Annotated in this window: 19 protein-coding genes and 4 pseudogenes; 8 read left to right on the top strand and 15 right to left on the bottom strand. The window is 71.4% G+C overall.

The genetic code is table 11. The features are described 5' to 3' along the window. Positions 1–33 precede the first annotated feature (33 nt). The 4 genes and pseudogenes from ACQP2F_RS07790 to ACQP2F_RS07775 form a co-directional block, all read left to right on the top strand. A pseudogene (locus ACQP2F_RS07790) lies at positions 34–183 on the top strand (hypothetical protein); the annotation flags it as partial. 211 nt (positions 184–394) lie between these two features. Continuing rightward, on the top strand, positions 395–1,588 hold the full coding sequence (locus ACQP2F_RS07785; RefSeq protein ID WP_433302009.1) for a histidinol-phosphatase: 1,194 nt from the start codon (positions 395–397) through the stop codon (positions 1,586–1,588). A gap of 17 nt (positions 1,589–1,605) precedes the next feature. Further along, the gene (locus ACQP2F_RS07780) at positions 1,606–1,947 is read left to right on the top strand and encodes a hypothetical protein (RefSeq protein WP_433307965.1); all 342 of its coding nucleotides are present in this window, start codon (positions 1,606–1,608) and stop codon (positions 1,945–1,947) included. A 24-nt stretch (positions 1,948–1,971) separates the two neighbouring features. Beyond that, positions 1,972–2,955: a methylenetetrahydrofolate reductase gene (locus tag ACQP2F_RS07775; RefSeq protein ID WP_433302008.1), complete on the top strand. Its 984-nt coding sequence runs from the start codon at positions 1,972–1,974 to the stop codon at positions 2,953–2,955. On the opposite strand, the gene ACQP2F_RS07770 is transcribed toward ACQP2F_RS07775, so the two are convergent. The 3 genes from ACQP2F_RS07770 to ACQP2F_RS07760 are packed head-to-tail and all read right to left on the bottom strand — an operon-like array spanning position 2,890 to position 5,165. Continuing rightward, positions 2,890–3,777, bottom strand: coding sequence for a hypothetical protein (locus ACQP2F_RS07770; RefSeq protein WP_433302006.1), 888 nt, complete (start codon positions 3,775–3,777; stop codon positions 2,890–2,892). The genes ACQP2F_RS07775 and ACQP2F_RS07770 overlap by 66 nt on opposite strands. Then, positions 3,770–4,264 (bottom strand): SigE family RNA polymerase sigma factor, encoded by a 495-nt coding sequence (locus ACQP2F_RS07765; RefSeq protein WP_433302005.1) that lies wholly within the window; start codon positions 4,262–4,264, stop codon positions 3,770–3,772. The genes ACQP2F_RS07770 and ACQP2F_RS07765 overlap by 8 nt, the downstream gene beginning before the upstream one ends. 55 nt (positions 4,265–4,319) lie before the next feature. Beyond that, positions 4,320–5,165, bottom strand: coding sequence for an aldo/keto reductase (locus tag ACQP2F_RS07760; protein ID WP_433307386.1), 846 nt, complete (start codon positions 5,163–5,165; stop codon positions 4,320–4,322). Between the two features lie 1,381 nt (positions 5,166–6,546). Here ACQP2F_RS07760 and ACQP2F_RS07755 point away from each other — a divergent pair. Further along, entirely contained in the window at positions 6,547–6,852 is a 306-nt protein-coding gene (locus ACQP2F_RS07755; protein WP_433302003.1) for an MTH1187 family thiamine-binding protein, read from the top strand. After that, positions 6,849–7,523, top strand: coding sequence for an HAD family hydrolase (locus ACQP2F_RS07750; protein WP_433302001.1), 675 nt, complete (start codon positions 6,849–6,851; stop codon positions 7,521–7,523). The genes ACQP2F_RS07755 and ACQP2F_RS07750 overlap by 4 nt, the downstream gene beginning before the upstream one ends. Here the strand turns inward: ACQP2F_RS07750 and ACQP2F_RS07745 are convergent. Beyond that, the gene (locus ACQP2F_RS07745; protein WP_433301999.1) at positions 7,498–8,298 is read right to left on the bottom strand and encodes an isoprenyl transferase; all 801 of its coding nucleotides are present in this window, start codon (positions 8,296–8,298) and stop codon (positions 7,498–7,500) included. The genes ACQP2F_RS07750 and ACQP2F_RS07745 overlap by 26 nt on opposite strands. After that, the gene (gene recO, locus ACQP2F_RS07740; protein ID WP_433301997.1) at positions 8,298–9,086 is read right to left on the bottom strand and encodes a DNA repair protein RecO; all 789 of its coding nucleotides are present in this window, start codon (positions 9,084–9,086) and stop codon (positions 8,298–8,300) included. The genes ACQP2F_RS07745 and recO overlap by 1 nt, the downstream gene beginning before the upstream one ends. A gap of 111 nt (positions 9,087–9,197) precedes the next feature. Here recO and ACQP2F_RS07735 point away from each other — a divergent pair, with 111 nt between their 5' ends. Both ACQP2F_RS07735 and ACQP2F_RS07730 read left to right on the top strand, forming a co-directional pair. Continuing rightward, positions 9,198–9,983, top strand: coding sequence for a DUF4097 family beta strand repeat-containing protein (locus ACQP2F_RS07735; protein ID WP_433301995.1), 786 nt, complete (start codon positions 9,198–9,200; stop codon positions 9,981–9,983). Further along, a complete protein-coding gene (locus ACQP2F_RS07730; protein ID WP_433301993.1) occupies positions 9,980–10,735 on the top strand; it encodes a thioesterase family protein in 756 nt (251 codons plus the stop codon). The genes ACQP2F_RS07735 and ACQP2F_RS07730 overlap by 4 nt, the downstream gene beginning before the upstream one ends. Here the strand turns inward: ACQP2F_RS07730 and ACQP2F_RS07725 are convergent. The 10 genes and pseudogenes from ACQP2F_RS07725 to ACQP2F_RS07680 form a co-directional block, all read right to left on the bottom strand. Beyond that, positions 10,676–11,239, bottom strand: coding sequence for a GAF domain-containing protein (locus ACQP2F_RS07725; protein ID WP_433301991.1), 564 nt, complete (start codon positions 11,237–11,239; stop codon positions 10,676–10,678). The genes ACQP2F_RS07730 and ACQP2F_RS07725 overlap by 60 nt on opposite strands. Beyond that, a complete protein-coding gene (locus ACQP2F_RS07720; RefSeq protein ID WP_433301990.1) occupies positions 11,236–11,556 on the bottom strand; it encodes a hypothetical protein in 321 nt (106 codons plus the stop codon). Before ACQP2F_RS07720 ends, ACQP2F_RS07725 begins: the two co-directional genes overlap by 4 nt. A gap of 55 nt (positions 11,557–11,611) precedes the next feature. Next, positions 11,612–12,625 carry an acyltransferase family protein gene (locus ACQP2F_RS07715; RefSeq protein WP_433301988.1) on the bottom strand — a complete coding sequence of 338 codons (1,014 nt, stop codon included), beginning with the start codon at positions 12,623–12,625 and terminating at the stop codon, positions 11,612–11,614. Between the two features lie 70 nt (positions 12,626–12,695). Beyond that, the gene (era, locus tag ACQP2F_RS07710) at positions 12,696–13,583 is read right to left on the bottom strand and encodes a GTPase Era (protein WP_433301986.1); all 888 of its coding nucleotides are present in this window, start codon (positions 13,581–13,583) and stop codon (positions 12,696–12,698) included. 773 nt (positions 13,584–14,356) lie between these two features. Next, positions 14,357–14,740 carry a cytidine deaminase gene (locus ACQP2F_RS07705; RefSeq protein ID WP_433301985.1) on the bottom strand — a complete coding sequence of 128 codons (384 nt, stop codon included), beginning with the start codon at positions 14,738–14,740 and terminating at the stop codon, positions 14,357–14,359. Continuing rightward, positions 14,733–16,103, bottom strand: coding sequence for a hemolysin family protein (locus ACQP2F_RS07700; RefSeq protein WP_433301983.1), 1,371 nt, complete (start codon positions 16,101–16,103; stop codon positions 14,733–14,735). Before ACQP2F_RS07700 ends, ACQP2F_RS07705 begins: the two co-directional genes overlap by 8 nt. 4 nt (positions 16,104–16,107) lie before the next feature. Next, positions 16,108–16,578 (bottom strand): rRNA maturation RNase YbeY, encoded by a 471-nt coding sequence (gene ybeY, locus ACQP2F_RS07695; protein WP_433301981.1) that lies wholly within the window; start codon positions 16,576–16,578, stop codon positions 16,108–16,110. Positions 16,579–16,601: 23 nt separating this feature from the next. After that, positions 16,602–16,970, bottom strand: a pseudogene (locus tag ACQP2F_RS07690) (PhoH family protein); the annotation flags it as partial. Positions 16,971–17,306: 336 nt separating this feature from the next. Continuing rightward, positions 17,307–17,750 (bottom strand): annotated as a pseudogene (locus ACQP2F_RS07685) (PhoH family protein); the annotation flags it as partial. A gap of 261 nt (positions 17,751–18,011) precedes the next feature. Then, positions 18,012–18,707, bottom strand: a pseudogene (locus ACQP2F_RS07680) (PhoH family protein); the annotation flags it as partial. Between the last annotated feature and the right edge of the window lie 62 nt (positions 18,708–18,769).

Here is an 18,769-nt window from a genome sequence, read left to right as displayed (position 1 = left end):
GCGGTGTTCCGGTGCTCCCACCAAGGTCGCCCCATGGGTCACGATCACTCTCACGACATCCCCGAGGGCACCGGCGACGTTCCCGCCGCCCTCGACCCGAGCATTCCGGACAGCGAGCTGTCGCCCTCGGACGTCTCCCGCCGCGGCTTCCTGCGGGGCGCCGGCTTGCTCGGCGCCGGGGCGGCGGCCTCGGTGCTGGCCACGCCCGGCCCCGCGCACGCGCACCCGCACGGCCCGACCGGCGGCGGCACCGACAAGGGCGGCTTCCGCTGGCTCGCGGGCGACAACCACATCCACACCCAGTACAGCTCCGACTCCCGAGGAGCTCAAGGGGCTGCTGACGTTCCAAGGCCTGGAGTGGAACATCCCGGCCGCCGAGCACGCGACCGTCTTCGTGGCGCCGAGCAAGCACGAGGTCGAAGTTCTCAAGCAGTTCGAGCAGACGTACGACGGCTCGCAGCTGCCCACGACGAACACCGAAGCCGAGAACGAGGCCGCCGCGATCGCGGGCATCAAGTTCCTCGCGTCGCAGGTCAAGGCGCGCAAGGTGGACGGCGCCCTGTTCCTCGCCAACCACCCGGCCCGGCGCGGCATCGACTCGCCGCACGAGATCCGCAATTGGCGCGACGCCGATCCGACCGTCGCCGTCGGCTTCGAGGGCGCGCCCGGTCACCAGGCCGCCGGCATCCCCGCCCCGTACGGCCGCGGTGGTGCTCGTGGCTATTACGACAACAACCCCTCGGCGGCGTCCTTCGCCGGGTATCCGCTCGAGAGCTACCGCACCTGGGGTGGCTTCGACTGGATGACGGCCACCGTCGGCGGACTCTGGGACAGCCTGCTGGCCGAGGGCAAGGCCTGGTGGATCACCGTCAACTCGGACTCGCACGTGGTCTACAACGACCAGTCCGACCGCGGCCCGGGCAGCGACTTCGAGGCCAACGGCAAGCACAACGACCCGGTCTACACCGGCAAGACGCTGACCACGGCCGGGGACTTCTGGCCGGGCTTCTACGGGCGTACGAACGTGGGCGCGTCGTCGTTCTCGTACAAGGCCGTGATGGACGGCCTGCGCGCCGGCCGCATCTGGGTCGACCACGGCCGGCTGATCAAGGGGCTCGACGCCCGGGTCCGGGTGGCCGGCGACCGCCGCCGCGACACCGGCACGCCGTTGGGCGGCGTCGTGCACGTCAAGCGCGGCACGGCGACCGAGCTCACCCTCGACATCGACCTGCAGGACCGGCCGAACTGGGCCGAATTCATCGCGGTGCTCAAGCGGGTCGACGTCATCGTCGGCACGGTCACCGGCCCGGTCGCCGACAAGGACAGCTTCACCGCCCCGGACACCAAGGTGGTCAAGTCGTTCGAGATCGGCGCGGGGGCGAAGAGCGTCTCACTGACGTACCACTTCGGGCGGTTGGACAAGCCCTTCTACGTACGCGTACGCGGCACCGACGGCAACCGCACGCAGCCCGGGCTGATGGGCTCCACGATCGACCCGTACGGCCCGAAGCTGGACGTGGTCGGCGACGCCGACCCGTGGGGCGACCTGTGGTTCTACACCAACCCGATCTGGGTTCTCCCCAAGTGACCCGCTACCGCTCGGTCGTGGCCGGCGCCACCGCGGCGCCGGCCCGCACGACGCCCGATTTGTCCGCTGGAGCCGCGGCCGCCGCGGCCGGGCGATTCGGGCGCGCCGTGATTTTTCCGGGCTGGCGCGATCTGACAGGCACGCTGACCACCGCCGAGGTGCTCGAACTGAGCGCGATCGACAAGGTCGAGGTGCTCGGTTCGGGCCCGGCCGACCCCTCCGCGCGAATCGACACCGGCGGCTTCGTCCGCCCGCAATATCGCCTCGGGGAGCTGGTCCTCACCACCACCCCGGCCGCCGGCGGGCTCCTCGTGCCGTTCGAAACGCGGGATCCCACCCCCTGCTGCGCGAACCACTGAGGGCCGGTTTTCTAGGCTGATCCGGTGACTCGCCCGACCTTGCACTCGATGCTGGCCGAGGCGCGCAGCGGGGTCCTGCTCTACGGCATCACCCCGCCGCGCCTCGACTCCACCCCGTCGCGGATCCGGGAGATCGTCGCGGTCACCCTCGGGCGGCTGTCCGGGCTCGACCTCGACGGCCTGATCCTCTACGACATCGACGACGAGTCCGATCGCAATCCGGAGTCGCGGCCCTTCCCGTACCTCCCGACGCTCGATCCCGCCGATTTCCACGCCGAGCACCTCGGTGCGTGGGACCGCCCGGTCGTGATCTACCGCTGCGTCGGCAAGTACCACGAGGACGAGCTGCGCGACTGGCTCGGCGGCGCCGACCCCGGCCGGGTGCTCAGCGTCTTCGTCGGCGCCTCCTCGGGCGGCAAGCCGGTGCGGACCGACCTGCGCACGGCTCAGGCGCTGCGGGCGGAGGTGCGCCCCGAGATGCCGCTGGGCGCCGTCGTGATCGGCGAGCGGCACGCCCGCTCCGGCGACGAGCACCTGCGCATGCTGGCCAAGCAGGAACGGGGCTGCACGTTCTTCATCTCCCAGGTGATCTACGACGTGAGCGAGACGAAGAACCTGATCTCCGACTACTTCTACGCCTGCCGGGAACGGTCCCTGCCGCCCCGGCCGATGATCTTCACGCTGTCGCTGTGCGGGTCGGACAAGACGCTCGAGTTCCTCAAGTGGCTCGGCGTGGACATCCCGCGGTGGCTCGAGAACACGTTGCGCCACTCGGCTGATCCGCTGGCCGACTCGTACCGGGAAAGCCTGGCGATCGCCCGGGACCTGCGCGAGTTCTGCGAACGGCTCGGCATGCCGTACGGCTTCCATGTCGAAAGCGTCTCGATCCGCAAGGCGGAGATCGAGGCCTCCACGCGCCTGGCCGCCGCTCTTCGCGCGCTGCTACGGGAAGAGGGTCATGGCCGGGTCGCTCGCGATCGCGATGAGGTCGTCGACGCTCAGCGGTAGATCGGGCCGCGACGGCTTCTGCTGCTCGGCCGACGTGACCCCGCCGGGCCCGAACTCGGTCGTGATGCCGTTTGCCGCGCTCGCGAACGAGGTCGTGTCGCCCCGGTAGATCCAGATGTTGACCAGCCGGTACCCGCTCGACGTCCGCACGTCCAGCACCATGATGGTCTCGCCGTGCGGCCCGGTCCGGACCGTGCACCCGTGGCCGTCGCAGTCCTTGGCCGCCGCGGCCGCGCCAGGCGACGTCGACGAGACGCCGAAGCCGATCTCGCCGACTCCCCGCGCATCGCGAACGACGGCCGACACGCTGATCACCGGTGGCGTGGTCTCGGCCGGTCGCTTCGGATCAAAGACCCGCAGGGGGTACGCCTCGAGCGGTCTCGTGCCGGCCGGGGTGGCCGGGTCGCGGTAGAAGTCGGTGCCGTCCAGCCGCGGCGGCACGGTCTTCGCCAGGTAGCAGCTGATCCGCGCGCCGGCGTGGGCGGCCGGCTCGGTCGGGATCCGGGTGCCCAGCACCGTGGTCGGCTGCACGGTGGGCCCGGCCGGCGGCTCGCTCGCTTTCGCGCAGTAGGGCTGCGGGTCGAGCGTGGCCCAGAACGGCCCGTCCAGGACCGGGAAGGTCAGGTCGTCCCGCGACCCGGCGCCGGGCAGGAGCGCGATCCCGAGCCCGGCGGCGGCGAGGACGGCCGCACATGCCGCGCCGATTCGGCGGCGCCTCCGCCTCTTGCGGCCGGCGGCCAGGACGCCGTCGTAGCTGAAGGCCGGCGGCGGCGGATCGCCGGTGTACGCGACCAGCAGCTCGCGGATGTCGGTGTCAGCCACGGTCGCGGCTCCCCTCGCTCAGGGCCGCGCGCAGGGCGGCGATACCGCGCGCGGACTGGCTCTTCACGGTGCCCTCGGCGATCTTCAGCAGGGCGGCGACCTCGGCCACGGGCAGATCCTCGAGATGCCGCAGCACCACGACGGCGCGCTGCTGGGCGGGCAGCCTCCGCAACGCGTCGCCCAGCTCGTCATTCCCTGGGGCCCGTTCCGAGGTGGCCCTTTCCGCTCGTTCCGGGGGCTCGGCCATCACCGTCTCGCGGCGATGCTTGCGCAGGTGGGTCAGATATGAGTTCACGAGGACCTTTCGCACGTACGCGTCAATCGCGTCCCCACGCACCCGGCGCCATCGCGGATAGACCTTCACAAAGGTGATCTGCACCAGATCGTCGGCGGTGTGCCAGTCGCCGCACAGCGCGTAAGCGAGCCGCCGCACCGCACCGGCCCGCCCCGCGAAGTAGCTCGCGAACTCCGCATCCGCCTCGCCCACCGTCGACGCCTCCCGTCCTAGGCGTCTTAACAACCTTCCGGGACCACCGAAAGGTTCAACCGCGCCGCATACTTTCCTCGCCGTCGATCGCCGCCAGATCGTCCGCGCTCAGCGTGATCGCGCCGGCCGCGACGTTCTCCCGCAGATGCGCGACGCTCCCCGTCCCCGGAATCGCCAGCACGTGCGCCCCTTGATGCAGAGTCCACGCGAGCCGCACCTGATGGCCCGTCACCCCGTGCCGGCGCGCGACCTCCGCCACGGCCGCTCCGGCCTGCCCGGCCCCCGGCCCACCCTCCCGCCCGTCCCCCGCGATGGCGAAGAACGGCACGAACGCGATGCCCCGCTCCCCACAGATCCCGACGAGCTCATGGCTGCGCCGGTTGTCGAGCGCAAAGCTGTTCTGCACGCATACGACCGGCGCGATCGCCTCCGCTTCCGCCAGCTGCCCGGGACGCACCGCCGAGAGCCCGAGGTGCCCGATGAGCCCTTCCTCCCGCATCGCCTCCAGCGCCGCGAACCGCTCCCCGATCGAGTCCGCTCCCCGGAACACCCGCAGATTGACCAGCTCGAGCCGCTCCACCCCGAGCCGGCGCAGGTTCTCCTCGACCTGGTAGCGAAGCTCGGCGGGCGTGCGGGCCTCACCCCACTCCCCACTCGGCAGAATCCCCGGGCCGACCTTGGTCGCGATGAGCAGCCGCTCGTCATACGGCGAGAGCGCGCGCCGGATGAGCTCGGTCGCATACCGGGTAGCACCGGTCCCCACGTCGAGAACCCCACCCGGCGAGAAGTAGAACGCGGCCGTGTCGATGTGGTTGACGCCGAGCTCGACCGCGGTGCGCAGCGTGCGGATCGCCCGGGCGGGATCGGGGTCCACAGTGAGCCGCATCGAGCCGAAGCCCATGCGGTTGATTTCTTTGTCGCCCAGTTGCCACGTTCCAGCGGCCGCGGCCGTGATTTCCCCGTTCAGCACCGGCGGAACGATACGCCGTTCGGTGCTTGGTCGATGGCCGCCTGTGGACGGCGGGAGATTGTTGTCGGGCGGGGGTGGTTTAGTGGGGTCCCCACCCAGAAGGGTGGGGGTGGGCGGGGTACGGCCAGTAGCTGCTGAAGTTGATCGTCGTCGGTGTTGCGTTCCAGCGCGGGGATGTGCGGGAAGCAGCCCATTGCCGCGCCGGTGCTTGCGGTGGGCTGCCATGGCACGGGGCGCTGCATGGCTGGGCTTACTGCCGCCGCTTGCTGTCACCGCTTCTCAGGCACGGGGCACTGCGCGGCCGCGCGCTTACTGCCGCCCCTCGCCGCCGCCGGCACGCACGCCTGGCCACCGCGCGAACTACCCACTGCCGCGACTCGCTCGTCGCCGGGGCTTGCGGTGGGCCGCCATGGCACGGGGCGCTGCATGGCTGGGCTTACTGCCGCCGCCTGCTGTCACCGGTTCTCAGGCACGGGGGCACTGCACGGCCGGGCTTGCTGCCGCCCCTCGCCGTCGCCGGCGCGCACGCCTGGCCACCGCGCGAACTACCCACTGCCGCGACTCACTCGTCGCCGGGGCTTGCGGTGGGCCGCCATGGCACGGGGCGCTGCATGGCTGGGCTTACTGCCGCCGCCTGCTGTCACCGGTTCTCAGGCACGGGGTCTGTGCATGGCTGGGCTTGCTGCCGCCCCTCGCCGTCACCGCTTCTCAGGCACGGGGGCACTGCACGGCCGGGCTTGCTGCCGCCCCTCTCGGCCCGGTTGGTGGGCTCGGCAACCGCTGCCGACGCGCCTCCAACCGGCTACGGACGCCGGGGCGGGCCGGCCACAGCGAGGACCGCTCACTTGCAGCCCAAAACGGCAGATCTTGGAGAGTTTGGGTACCCGTGACGCACGAACTCTTCAAGATCTGGGCGGGCCGGCGGCCACCTCGGCGATGGAGGCGGCACAAAAGGCGCGAACAGCACAAGGCGGAAGGCAGCGCGAGGCGGGAGACAGCGCAAAGCGGGAGACGGCGCAAAGCAGGAGACGGCGCAAAGCAGGAGACGGCGCAAAGCAGGAGACGGCGCAAAGCGGGAGACGGCGCAAAGCAGGAGACAGCGCAAACAGCAACCGACAAGCACGGACCGAATCAAGCATGAAAGGGCAGCCCGCCAGGGCTAACGCCCCCAACCGGCGAGAAAGCGCGCTCCCGCCCTTGCCTCATCACCACCGCGCCGCATCATGGAGGGCGCCGTGAGAGCGCTCTCTGCGGTCGGGAACTCGGTGGACATCGAGCTTGCTTCGGTGCGGCCGGCTGGGACGATGGGGCCATGTTGGTTGCGTTCTCTGTTACGCCGCTCGGCGTCGGCGAGTCGGTGGGCGACCTCGTGGCCGAGGCGGTCCGGGTGGTTCGGGAGTCGGGGCTGCCCAATCGGACCGATGCCATGTTCACCACCATCGAGGGCGAGTGGGACGAATGCTTTGCCGTGGTGAAGCAGGCCGTGGAGGCGGTGGCGAAAGCGGGCGCGCCGCGGGTCAGCGTGTCACTCAAGGCCGATGTGCGGCCGGGGGTCAGCGGGGCGCTCACCGCGAAGGTCGAGCACATCGAGCGCGCGCTGGAAGAACGGCACGAGTGAAACGCCTCGTCATGTGGGACGTCGACTACACGCTGCTGCGCGGCGGCGGGGTCGCGGGCCGGGCCTGGAAGGCGGCGTTCACCGAGATCACCGGGCTCGAGTGGCTGGCCGACCCGGTCTTCGGCGGCCGCACCGACATGGACATCTGCGCCGAGGTGTTCGCCACCCACGGCGTCACCGACTGCACGCCGGATCGCTTTTTCGAGCGATATATAGCAAATGTCCGGAAAGTGGAACACGAGTTCGGCCGCCAAGGCGCGCTGATGCCGGGGGTCAAAGCGGTGCTCGAGAGGCTCGGCGAGCACCCGGGCGTGGTGCAGACGCTGGTCACGGGCAACGTTCCCGAGGTCGCGCGGGCCAAGGTGGCGGCATTCGACCTGCAGGATGCCTTCGACGCGGAGGTCGGCGGCTACGGCACCGACGACAGCGTGCGGGCCACCCTGGTGCGGCGCAGCCTGGAGCGGGCCGAGGCCAAATACGGCGAGCCCTTCGCCCCGGTCGTCGTCGGCGACACCGTGCACGACGTGACGGCGGCGCTGGCCAACGGCGCGCTGGCGGTCGGCGTCGCGACGGGGTCGACCCGGATGGCCGACCTCGTGCTGGCCGGCGCTCACGCCGTACTCCCGGATCTCTCCGACGTGGACGCTACGGTACGGATTCTGATGACTTAGGCGGCGCCACCGGGTTGGGGACGGCGCCGCCGAAGCGCCGGTCCCGGCCCGCGTAGAGCTCACACGCGTACCAGAGATGGCGCCGGTCGAAATCGGGCCACAGGGTGTCGAGAAAGACCATTTCCGCGTACGCCGACTGCCAGAGCAGGAAGTTGGAGGTGCGCTGCTCCCCGGACGGCCGCAGGAACAGATCTACCTCGGGCACCTCGGGGTGATAGAGGTACTTGGCGATCGTCTTCTCGTTGACCTTGTCGGGGTTGAGCTTGCCGCGCGCGACGTCGCGCGCGATGGCGGCGGTCGCGTCGGCGATCTCGGCCTGGCCGCCGTAGTTGACGCAGAACTGCAGCGTGAGGGTGTTGTTCTTCTTGGACATCTCCTCCGCGGTCTGCAGCTCCTGGATCACGCTCTTCCACAGCCGGCCGGCCCGGCCCGACCAGACCACCCGCACGCCCAGGTCGACCAGCTGGTCGCGGCGGCGGCGGATCACGTCGCGGTTGAAGCCCATCAGGAAGCGGACCTCCTCGGGCGAGCGCTTCCAGTTCTCGGTGGAGAAGGCATAGGCGGAGAGGTACGGGATACCGAGCTCGATCGCCCCTTCGATGGTGTCGAAGAGCGAGTACTCCCCCTGCTCGTGACCCTTGGTGCGGGAGAGCCCCCGTTCCTTGGCCCAGCGGCCGTTGCCGTCCATGACGATCGCCACGTGCTTGGGCAGCGCCGCCTTGGGCAGCTCCGGCGGGCGGGCCCCGGACAGATGCGGGGTGGGCGGACGCGGCATCAGGAACTCTCCCGTCGATCGACCAGCGGCAGCGAGCGCAACGCCCGCTCCATGTGCCATTGCAGGTGGGCGGCGACCAGGCCGCTGCACTCGCGCCGCACCGGCGGCTCGGCCGCGTCGGCGACCCGCCAGTCGCCGTCGGTCAGCGCGCTCATCAGCGCCAGCGTGGCCGGGGCCGGGTGGGCGGCGCCGGGCGGGCGGCAGTCGGGGCAGACCGCGCCGCCGGCCGGCACCGAGAACGCCGCGTGCCGCCCGGGGGTGCCGCACACCGCGCACTCGGCGATCGCGGGCGCCCAGCCGGCCGTGGACATGGCCCGCAGCAGGTAGGCGTCGAGCACCAGGCCGCCGGCGTGCTCACCGGCCGCCAGCGCTTTCAGCGCGCCCAGGGTCAGCTGGAACAGCCGCAGCGACGGCTCGCGCTCGACCGGCGTGAGCCGCTCGGCGGTCTCTGCGATCGCGCTGGCCGCCGTGTAACGCGGGTAGTCGCCCAGGAACTGCTTGCCGTAGAGCGCGACCGCCTCGACCTGGCTGACCGAGTGCAGCGAGCTGCCGACCCCCTCGGGCGACCCGGCCAGCTGCAGGTCGATGTGGCCGAAGGGCTCGAGCCGGGCGCCGAAGCGCGAGGTCGTACGCCGTACGCCCCGGGCCACCGCGCGCAGCCGCCCGTGCCGGCGGGTGAGCAGCGTGATGATGCGGTCGCTCTCGCCGAGCTTCTGCACGCGCAGGACCACCGCGTCGTCGCGGTAGAGCTGGCGGCGGTAGCCGGATCCGGTGGGCACGACAGCCATTCTGCCCGGTGGGTACGACAAACCCTGACCCGGATCTCAGGGTCATCTCGGGGACGGCTCAGTGGGAGGACCGATGGTGCCGCCCCGGCCGCCGCGAATAGCGTCAGGGCCATGACCACGACCCTGACCCGGCGCGCCGGAGTCCTCGCCCTCATCGCCGCGACGACGACCACCCTGACCGGCTGCGCCGGCGTGATCGGGGCGAAGATGACGTACGACGACACGGTCAAGGACAAGATCACCGACATCGTGCTGACCGGCGACTCCGGCGACGTGGCGATCGGCACCGGGGCGGTGCAGGCCACCACGATCAACCGGGTCATCCGCCGGGCCACGAACCCCGGCGAGTCGTACCACCTGCAGGGCACGACGCTGACCATCGACACCTCGTGCGGGATGAACTGCTCGGTCAGCTACAAGATCGTGACACCGCCGGGGGTGAAGGTGCACGGCAAGCAGCGCTCGGGCGACGTCACGCTCGACGGGTTGGCCGACACCGACCTCGAGGTCAGCTCGGGCGACCTCACGGTCCGCGACGCGACCGGCCCGGTGCAGATCCGCGCCACGTCCGGCGACATCAAGGTGCTCAACGCGAAGGCCTCGGTCAAGGTCAAGGCCAGCTCCGGCGACGTCGAGGTGCTCGAGGCGGGCGGCCCGGTCGACGTCGGTGTCACCTCCGGCGACCTGCGGGTGTCGCTCGCCGCGCCCAACTCGGTCACGGCCCACGCCAGCAGCGGCGACATCGACGTCATCGTGCCCGACGGGAAGTACAAGCTGGTCACCAGCGCCGGCTCGGGCGACGTACACACCGGCGGCATGACGAGCGACGCCACGTCGAAGAATGTGATCGACGTGCGGGTCACCAGCGGCGACGTCACCGTAGCCTCAACTCCGTGAGCTTCTACCAGCCGCTGGGTGACGACCACTACGCACCGACCGAGTCCACCGAGAGCCCCTGGGACAGCGCCATGCAGCACGGCGGTCCACCCGCCGCCCTGCTCGGCCACCTGATGCGCCTCGACGGCCTGAGACTGGCCCGGATCACCGTGGACTTCCTCGGGCCGATTCCGCGCCGCGACTTCCGGGTCGAGGTGTCGCCGGTCAAGCCGGGCCGGCTGACCTCGCTCAACGAGGCGAGCATGGTGATCGACGGCCGGGTGGCGGTGTCGGCGCGGGCCTGGCACATCGCGCCCGGGCCGCAGCCGCCGGTGGTCACCACGAGCGGGCCGGTCCCGCCGCTGCCGGAGACCTCCGACGAGTTCCGCGCCTTCACCGAGGGCTGGGGCTACGGACGGGCGATCGAGTGGCGGTGTACGCGCGGCGGCCTCGACGAACTGGGCGAGACCCACGTGTGGACCCGGGTGACGATGCCGCTCATCGACGGCGTCGAGCTCGACGGCCAGGACCGGGCGCTGATCGTGGCCGACTCGGCGAACGGGCTCTCGGCCGAGCTCCCGGTCGACAAGTGGCTCTCGATCCCGCCGACCATGACCACCACGCTGCTGCGCCCGGCCACCGGCGACTGGGTGCACATGGCGTGCCGCACGATCCTCAGCGACGACGGTCTCGGGCTGGCCGAGGCGGAGGTGTCAGACTTCGACGGGAAGATCGGGCACGTCGCCCAGCCCTTGCTGGTCCGGGCCCGGTGAAGCCGGCCGCTCATCCGTTCGATAGGCGTCGAACACCTCGGCGATCTCCTCGGCGCCACGGCGAAGCTCGTCCAGGTCCTCGGGGCCGAACTCGGACGGGCTGAACCCGAGCACGCAGTGCGCGCCGAGGACGACACCGTCCACCACGATCGGCACGCCGGCGTAGGTGCGCACGCCGTCCGCGGTGACCAGCGGGTTCGCCGACTGCACGAGGTCGGCGGCGGCGTCCGGCACCACGTACGGCTCGCCCGACATGACGGCGTTCACGCAGAACGACCACTCGATCGGGGTGCCGCGCAGCTCGGCCAGCCAGCCCTCGAGCCCGTACGACCCGGCGAAGAACTGCGCCGTGTCGAGCACCATGCTGACCAGGCCGACCGGCCGGCCGAGCCGGGAGGCGGCCCGCTCCGCGATCTCGTCGAGTCGTTTCCGCAGCTCGGGGTGGTCGAGGTCGATGGCGGACAGGACCGTCAGCCGGCGCCGGTCGTCGATCGTCGGTGTCATCGGGTGCCTCCGGGTGCCTCGACAGGGCGGCCGCCGGCGTCCGAGGTGACGCCGCCGGAGCGGGAAAGCCGGGCGAAGGCCGCGGCCCGTACCGCCAGCGCGCGCCCGCACAGCCGGGTGATCGGATCGGCCGCCTGCATCGTCACGACGATCCGGACGAATGCGGCGTCGCCGGTCTCCTCGCCGGTCAGGCCGGCGGAGAACAGCAGCGTCCGCCAGATGTCCTCGGTGTGCGGCCCGTAGAGCCGTTCCAGCGCGGCATGCGCCGAGGCCAGCGTCGGTGCCTCGAGCGGATGCGTGTCCCCGTTCTCGCCCATCGCCGATCAAGTCGGCCGACCCCGCGAAAAGCTGAGCGCTTCGCGCCCACAAAAGTCAGACCTTGGTACGGACCATGGCCGGCGCCGGCGACACCGGGACCCGCCGCCGGGCGACCCCGGGCACCAGCGACGGCCGGCGCCCGGCGGCGACGTCCTCGACCCAGCCCACGGCCAGCACGACGACCGACAACAGCGCCGCCACCACCGCGAGCCGCCAGCTGATCCCGACCCAGCCGAAGATCGGCAACCCGGCCCATTCGGCGAACCGGGCCACCGCCACGATCAGTGGCACGTGCCAGAGGTAGATCGTGAGCGCCCGCGCGTTCAGCACCGTCAGGATCCGCCGCGGCCGTACGGTCGGCGAGATGCCGAGGGCGACCAGGACGAACGCGGCCGACCAGAGGGCGTTGCCGAGCGGGATGTCGTTGAGGTCGAACCCGCGCGGCCCCGGATGGGTGAACGTCCAGGCCGCGCCCAGCACCGCCAGCACCCCGGCCAGCCACCAGCGGCGCCGTTTCAGCAACCCGTCGTGGTGGGCGAAGCCGAGGAGCCAGGCCCCGCCGTACAGGGCCAGGTCGTGCGGCACCGGCGCGGGATGGAGGCCGGCGAAGGTGATCACGGCGAGGGCGACGTAGGGGGTCGCGACCACCAGCAGCGGCGCCCGGCGGAACAGCGGCAGGACCAGCGGCGACAGCAGGACGAACCACAGGAAGTCCCGCAGATACCACATGGCGGCCAGACCCTCGAGCCAGAAGCCGGTGGCCGGCGGGTCCTGGATCGGGAACGCCCACAACAGCACCCGCCAGTCCCAGACCAGCCCGATGGCGAGCATCGAGGGCACGGCGACGGCGACCAGGACCCAGACCGAGGGCAGCAGCCGGTGCAGCCGCTTCTCCACCGCCCACGGGCCGTACTTGTCGAGGGACGCCGCCATCAGGGAGCCGGCCAGCGCGAACATCACGGACATGGCGGGGAAGACGACGGTGAGCGCGGCCCACCCGGTCGAGTGGTAGACCACCACGCGGACGGTGGCGGCGGCACGCAGCAGGTCCAGGTAGCGATTACGCATAGGACCTATGGCTTACCCAAGCCCCCGGGAGGGCCGCAAACCAGCGTGAATTATCCCATATTACGCAAAACTAGAAACCCAGCTTGCGCAATTGACGGGGATCACGCTGCCACTCCTTCGCGACCCGCACATGCAGATCGAGGTAGACCTTTCCCCCGATGAGCTGCTCGATCTCTCCCCGGGCCCGGCTGCCGACCTCCTTGAGGCGGGCGCCACGCGAGCCGATCACGATCGACTTCTGGCTGTCGCGCTCCACGTAGAGATCCGCGTAGATCTTCGTCAGCCCGCCCTCGACGATCATCTCCTCGACCAGGACCGCGATCGAGTGCGGCAGCTCATCCCGTACGCCCTCGAGGGCCGCCTCCCGGATGAGCTCCGCGATCAGCACCTGCTCGGGTTCGTCGGTCAGCACGTCGTCCGGGTACAGCTGGGGCGATTCCGGCAGATACCTGACCATCACGTCGACCAGCTGCTGCACCTGGTGACCGGAGACCGCGCTGACCGGCACGATCTCGGCGAAGTCGTGCAGCTCGCTGACGGCGAGCAGGTGCTCGGCCAGCTTCTGCGGACCGACCAGGTCGACCTTCGTGACCACTGCGATGACCGTGGCCTTGAGCTCCGCCATCTCGGCCGAGATGAACCGGTCGCCGCGCCCCACCGGCTCGTCCGCCGGGAAGCACACGCCGATCACGTCGACCTCGCTCCACACCTCCCGCACGAGGTCGTTGAGCCGCTCGCCCAGCAGCGTCCGCGGCCGGTGCAGTCCCGGCGTGTCCACCAGCACGAGCTGCGCGTCCGGGCGGTGCAGGATGCCGCGAATGACGTGCCGCGTGGTCTGCGGCTTGTTCGAGGTGATCGCGATCTTCTGCCCGACGATCGCGTTCGTCAGCGTGCTCTTGCCGGCGTTGGGCCGCCCGACAAAGCACGCAAATCCGGCGCGATAGACGCCATCACCCACTTCGCTGCGCGCCGATTCCGCATGGCGGTGCACTTTCTGCGGGCGGGGCGCACTCTCCGGCGCAGACCCCTTGCCGGTACGCCGGGAAGCCCCCGCGCCCGACGCAGCCGTCTTCCGCGAGGCACCGTCCCGCCGCTGACCGCCACCCGCACCAGCCCCGGCCGCTCCGGCACCACCATCACGCCGCCGGCCGCCGGCCGCCCCGGCCCCTCCGGCACCGCCGTCACGCCGCCGGCCACCGGCCGCCCCGGCCCCGGCCCCGGCCGCTCCGGCACCGCCGGCACGCCGCGGGCCGCCCACCCCGGCTCCGGCTGCTCCGGCCCCGGCCGCGCCGTTTCGCCGCCGGGCGCCGCCCGAGGTGGTCCCGGAACCAGAGGCGCCACCGCGCCGCTGGCCGCCACGCTGCTCCCCGGCTCCCTCGGCCTGACGCGCCGCCCGGCGTTCCTGCCGCCGCAGCTCGTTGCGCTCCCCCGGAGTGAGACGCCGCTCCCCCGGCCCGCCGCGCGAGTCGGAAGCCCCCGGCCCCGACGACCGCGCCTCAGACGACCGCGCCTCAGACGACCGCGAGCCTGCCGTCCGCGAACCTGCCGTCCGCGAACCTGCCGTCCGCGAACCTGCCGTCCGCGACTCCGCGGAACGCGAACCTGCCGTCCGCGACTCCGCGGAACGCGAGCCGGACGACCGCGATCCCGCCGTGCGCGAGCCGGACGAGTCCGAAATTTCGGATTTGCGGGTGGGGCGGCGCTCGTCGCGCGAGGGGTTCGGCGCGTCCGTCATGCGGTTACCGAGCCGAGCAGCGAGCCGTCCGGGGCCGCCACGTGAATCGGGGCGTCGGTCGCCAGGTCGCGCACCGCCGCGTGGCCCGCGCCATCCAGCTCGGATGCCTCCGTCACCACCGCGGCCGCCTCCAGGAGGGTCGCGCCCGACGCCGCGGCCGACGCCACCGCCAGCTGCAACGCGGTCACGGCCAGGCTGGGCAGCGCGACGGTGGCCGCGGCGTAGGTGCGGCCGTCCTGGTCGCGTACGGCCGCGCCCTCGACCGCGCCCACCCGCGCGCGTGCGCTTCGCGCCAGGGTGACCAGCTTCGTGTCCTCGGCGCTCAGCGCCACGCCGTCGGTCGCCGGCACCGCGGCGCCGGCAAAGGTCTGGTCAGGCATCTGCGGTTTGTCTTTCCTCGGATTCGGTATCGGAATCGGGCTCCGCCGCCGGCTCCGGCGGATCGACCCGGCGAACCAGCACCGAGTCGATCCGGTTGCGCCGGCCGGTGGTGCCCTCGGCCACCAGGTGCAGGCCGCCCACGTCGACCTGCGCGCCCGGGATCGGGACCCGGCCGAGCGTCTGGGCCAGCAGGCCACCGACCGTCTCGACCTCGTCGGCGGGCAGCTCCACCCCGAACTGCTCGCCCAGGTCCTCGATCGGCAGGCGGGCGGTCACCCGGACGGCGCCGTCCTCGAGGTGCTCGACCGGCGGGCGCTCGACGTCGTACTCGTCGGTGATCTCGCCGACGATCTCCTCCAGGATGTCCTCGATCGTGACCAGGCCGGCCGTGCCGCCGTACTCGTCGACCACGATGACCAGGTGGGTGCGGGCCGCCTGCATCTCGGAGAGCAGGTCGTCGACCGCCTTCGACTCGGGCACGAAGGTCGCCGGGCGCATCGCGTCGGCCACCGCCTGCGCGGTCGCGGCGGGGTCGCCGGACTGGGTGCGCCGGATGACGTCCTTGAGATAGAGCACCCCGAGCACGTCGTCGACGCTCTCCCCGATCACCGGGATGCGCGAGAAGCCCGAGCGCAGGAACAGGTAGAGCGCCTGCTGCAGGGTCTTCGGCGCCTCGATCCACACCATCTCGGTACGCGGCACCATCACCTCGCGGGCGATCGTGTCGCCGAGCGCGAAGACCGAGTGGATCATCTCGCGCTCGCCGTGCTCAACCACGCCCCGCTGCTCGGCCAGGTCGACCAGCTCGCGCAGCTCGACCTGGCTGCCGAACGGGCCCTCGGGGAAGCCGCGGCCCGGCGTGACCGCGTTGCCGATCAGGATGAGCAGGGACGCGAGCGGGTTGAGGACCTTGCCGAGCCAGCGCACCAGCGGCGCGGCGGCGCGGCCCACGGCGTACGCGTGCTGGCGCCCCACCGTCCGCGGCGCGACGCCGACCACCACGAAGCTCACCACCGTCATCGCGCCCGCCGTGACCAGCGCGGCCCGCCAGCCGATCCCCCAGCTGTCGACGGCGACCAGCGCGATGAGCGTGGTCGCGGTCAGCTCGCACAGCAGACGCAGCAGGAGCAGCAGGTTGAGGTGGCGCACGACGTCCTTGGCGACCGCCTCGAGCGCCGCCGCCCCGCGCTGACCCTCGCGGGCCATCTCGCCGGCCCGGGCCGGGGAGACCGTGCCGAGCGCGGCGTCGGCCATCGACGCGAGCCCGGCGAGGAAGACCAGGATCACCGCGACGGTGATCAGTTGTACGTCCGGCAGGCCCGCCGACGCCGGGCCGGCCGCGAGCAGAGCTGCGGGATCCACGGGATCAGCCGGCCTGCCGGGTCGCTCGCCAGGCCTGGAGCAGCCGGTTCTGCAGGGCGAACATCTCGCGCTCCTCCTCCGGCTCGGCGTGGTCGTAGCCGAGCAGGTGCAGCGCGCCGTGCACGGTCAGCAGGTGCAGCTCGTCGGCGGCCGAGTGACCGGCCGCCGCGGCCTGCTTGGCGGCCACCTCGGGGGCCAGCACGATGTCGCCGAGCAGTGCGGGCTCGCCGGTGCCGGCCTCGCCCGGGCCGTGGTCGACGCTGCCCTCGTCCATCGGGAACGCGAGAACGTCGGTGGGGCCGTCGCCGCCCATCCAGCGATGGTTGAGCTCGGCCATGTAGTCGATGTCGACCAGCAGGATGGACAGCTCGGCGAGCGGGTTGACCCCCATCTCGTCGAGGGCGTACCGGGCCACCGCGAGGATCGCGTCGGTGTCGACCTCGACTCCCGACTCGTTGGCGATCTCGATGGACATAGTGCTGCTCTTACCCTTTGGACTCAGCGCCTACGCCCGGACCGGCCACCACCACTGGCGGCGCGCCCCGGGACGGCGTGTACGGACTGGGTGGCGCTCTGCTCCTGCTCGGCGTCGTACCGCGCGTAGGCGTCGACGATCTCGGCGACCAGCCGGTGCCGGACCACGTCGGCGCTGGAGAGCTCCGCGAAGTGCACGTCCTCGACATTCTGCAGGATCTGGCGGACGACCTTGAGACCGCTGGTCGTGCCGCCCGGCAGGTCGACCTGCGTGACGTCGCCGGTCACCACGATCTTGGCGCCGAAGCCGAGCCGGGTCAGGAACATCTTCATCTGCTCGGGCGTCGTGTTCTGCGCCTCGTCGAGAATGATGAACGCGTCGTTGAGGGTGTTGTGGGTGACAACTAGGTCGTCGGTCACATAGAGGGAATCCGCCGCCGCGACCGAGATGCAGACGGTCTCGGTCTCACCCGCGGGCTCGATATCGTGCACGAACCGCATCGGACGGCCCCCGCCGGACGCCTCGTACGCCGCCTTCTTGCGGTTCAGCCGGAACGGCTCGACCCCTTCGGGCAGCCGGATGTCCAGAACATAGGCATCGTTCCGATATCCGACCGGACGTCCACCCGCGAGGCCGGGCTTGCGCCCGAGAGCCGGACGGCAGCGCCAGTACGCGACGCCGCCGAGGGAACGAACGAGGAACACGACGTCGTCGCGCAGTCTTTCGGAGCAGGTCGTGTACTGAATCCGGCAGGTGCGGCCCCGCTGGGTAACCGGGCCGCCGTCGGTGTCCAGCAGGCCTTGCAGCACGGCGAGCCGCACCGCGGCGCTGTTCCACAGATAGGCCGGTGGCACGAACTTGGTCTCCGAGCGCGTGCCGGCGAGGCCGAGCACCCGCAGCACGGCGGTCACCGGATTGGCAGTGATCACCCCACCGCGGCCACCACCGCCCTCGCGCCGCAGGACGTAGTCGTAAGCGGCCCCGAGACTCTCCGCGAGCTCCGGGTCGGCAGTGGAGAAGGCGGGCGTCGTCGCCGTCGTCAGGCAGCCGTCGCCGAGCAGGAGGCCCAGGGCATAGGGGTCGAGCGGTACCTCCTGCGGCACGAACTCGACCGGATCGACGACCGGGAGCTCGTACCGATGGACGGCGCCGCGCCGCAGCTTGCCGATCATGTCCTGGGTCTGCAGAACTCGCCAGGGACGGCCGTGCGTGCGGTCGTCCACGGTGCGAACGGTCCACAGGTGCTCGCCGCAGGCGAGTGTCGAGGCGCCGTCCTGGGTCGTGAGCCGATAGACCGGCTTTCGCCCCTGCGGATAGACCCCGAGCACCGGAGTGGGCAGCCCGTCGGAGCCGACGACCAGGTCGCCGACCGCGAGGTCGCCGATCTGCCGCCAGCCGTCCGGGGTGAGCACGCCGGAGGTCACCGGCTGCGCCCGGCCACGCATGTACGCCAGGGGCGCGACCTCGATCGTGCCCGCCGCCATCAGCCTCGGGATCGACTCCGGATCGAGCATGTCGTGCAGCGCGTCGTAGAGCGGCCGCAGGTACGGGTCGATCTTCTCGTTGAGCGTGCCGGGCAGGAAGCCCAGCCGCTCGCCCGCCTCGACCGCCGGCCGGGTCAGGATGATCCGGTTGATCTGCTTGGCGGTCAGCGCCTGCACGGCCTTGGCCATCGCCAGGTACGTCTTGCCGGTACCGGCCGGGCCGATGCCGAACACGATCGTGTTCTGGTCGATGGCGTCGACGTAGCGCTTCTGGCCGAGCGTCTTGGGCCGGATGGTGCGCCCGCGCCGGGAGAGGATGTTGAGGGTCAGCACCTCGGCCGGCCGCTCGGTGGTGTTCTCCTCGAGCATGGTCGCGGTCCGCCGCACCGAGTCGACGGTCAGCGTCTCGCCCTTCTCGATGAGCTCGATGAGCTCGGAGAACAGGCGCTCGGCCGTCGCGTTCTCGGCGGGGTCGCCGGTGATGGTGATCTCGTTGCCACGGACGTGCACGTCGCTGGCGAGGGTTCGCTCGATGAGCCGCAGAATTTCGTCCTTGGCACCCAGCAGGTTGACCATGATCTTCGGGTCGGATACCGAGATCTTGGTCTGCACACGCGCGCTGGAAGGGTTCGGCGTACCGGTCATAGGGCGGCCCTAGGGCCTCCGCCACCTGCTCTCATCTGTGAGTCGGAAGGATCGTGCCATCG

Origin of the sequence: Actinoplanes sp. CA-030573 (assembly GCF_050951115.1) — a bacterium.
Classification (GTDB): domain Bacteria; phylum Actinomycetota; class Actinomycetes; order Mycobacteriales; family Micromonosporaceae; genus Actinoplanes.
This window is presented reverse-complemented; position numbering and strand designations above follow the sequence as displayed.

What these genes read in the sequence shown, in the direction of transcription:
- ACQP2F_RS07745 (WP_433301999.1), bottom strand. Translation starts at nt 8,298, where the DNA reads ATGCCGCGTCCGCCCACCCCGCATCTGTCCGGGGCCCGCCCGCCGGAG.
- ACQP2F_RS07715 (WP_433301988.1), bottom strand. Translation starts at nt 12,625, where the DNA reads ATGCGTAATCGCTACCTGGACCTGCTGCGTGCCGCCGCCACCGTCCGC.
- ACQP2F_RS07755 (WP_433302003.1), top strand. Translation starts at nt 6,547, where the DNA reads ATGTTGGTTGCGTTCTCTGTTACGCCGCTCGGCGTCGGCGAGTCGGTG.
- ACQP2F_RS07725 (WP_433301991.1), bottom strand. Translation starts at nt 11,239, where the DNA reads ATGACACCGACGATCGACGACCGGCGCCGGCTGACGGTCCTGTCCGCC.
- ACQP2F_RS07760 (WP_433307386.1), bottom strand. Translation starts at nt 5,165, where the DNA reads ATGGGCTTCGGCTCGATGCGGCTCACTGTGGACCCCGATCCCGCCCGG.
- recO (WP_433301997.1), bottom strand. Translation starts at nt 9,086, where the DNA reads ATGGCTGTCGTGCCCACCGGATCCGGCTACCGCCGCCAGCTCTACCGC.
- ACQP2F_RS07735 (WP_433301995.1), top strand. Translation starts at nt 9,198, where the DNA reads ATGACCACGACCCTGACCCGGCGCGCCGGAGTCCTCGCCCTCATCGCC.
- ACQP2F_RS07705 (WP_433301985.1), bottom strand. Translation starts at nt 14,740, where the DNA reads ATGCCTGACCAGACCTTTGCCGGCGCCGCGGTGCCGGCGACCGACGGC.
- ACQP2F_RS07720 (WP_433301990.1), bottom strand. Translation starts at nt 11,556, where the DNA reads ATGGGCGAGAACGGGGACACGCATCCGCTCGAGGCACCGACGCTGGCC.
- ybeY (WP_433301981.1), bottom strand. Translation starts at nt 16,578, where the DNA reads ATGTCCATCGAGATCGCCAACGAGTCGGGAGTCGAGGTCGACACCGAC.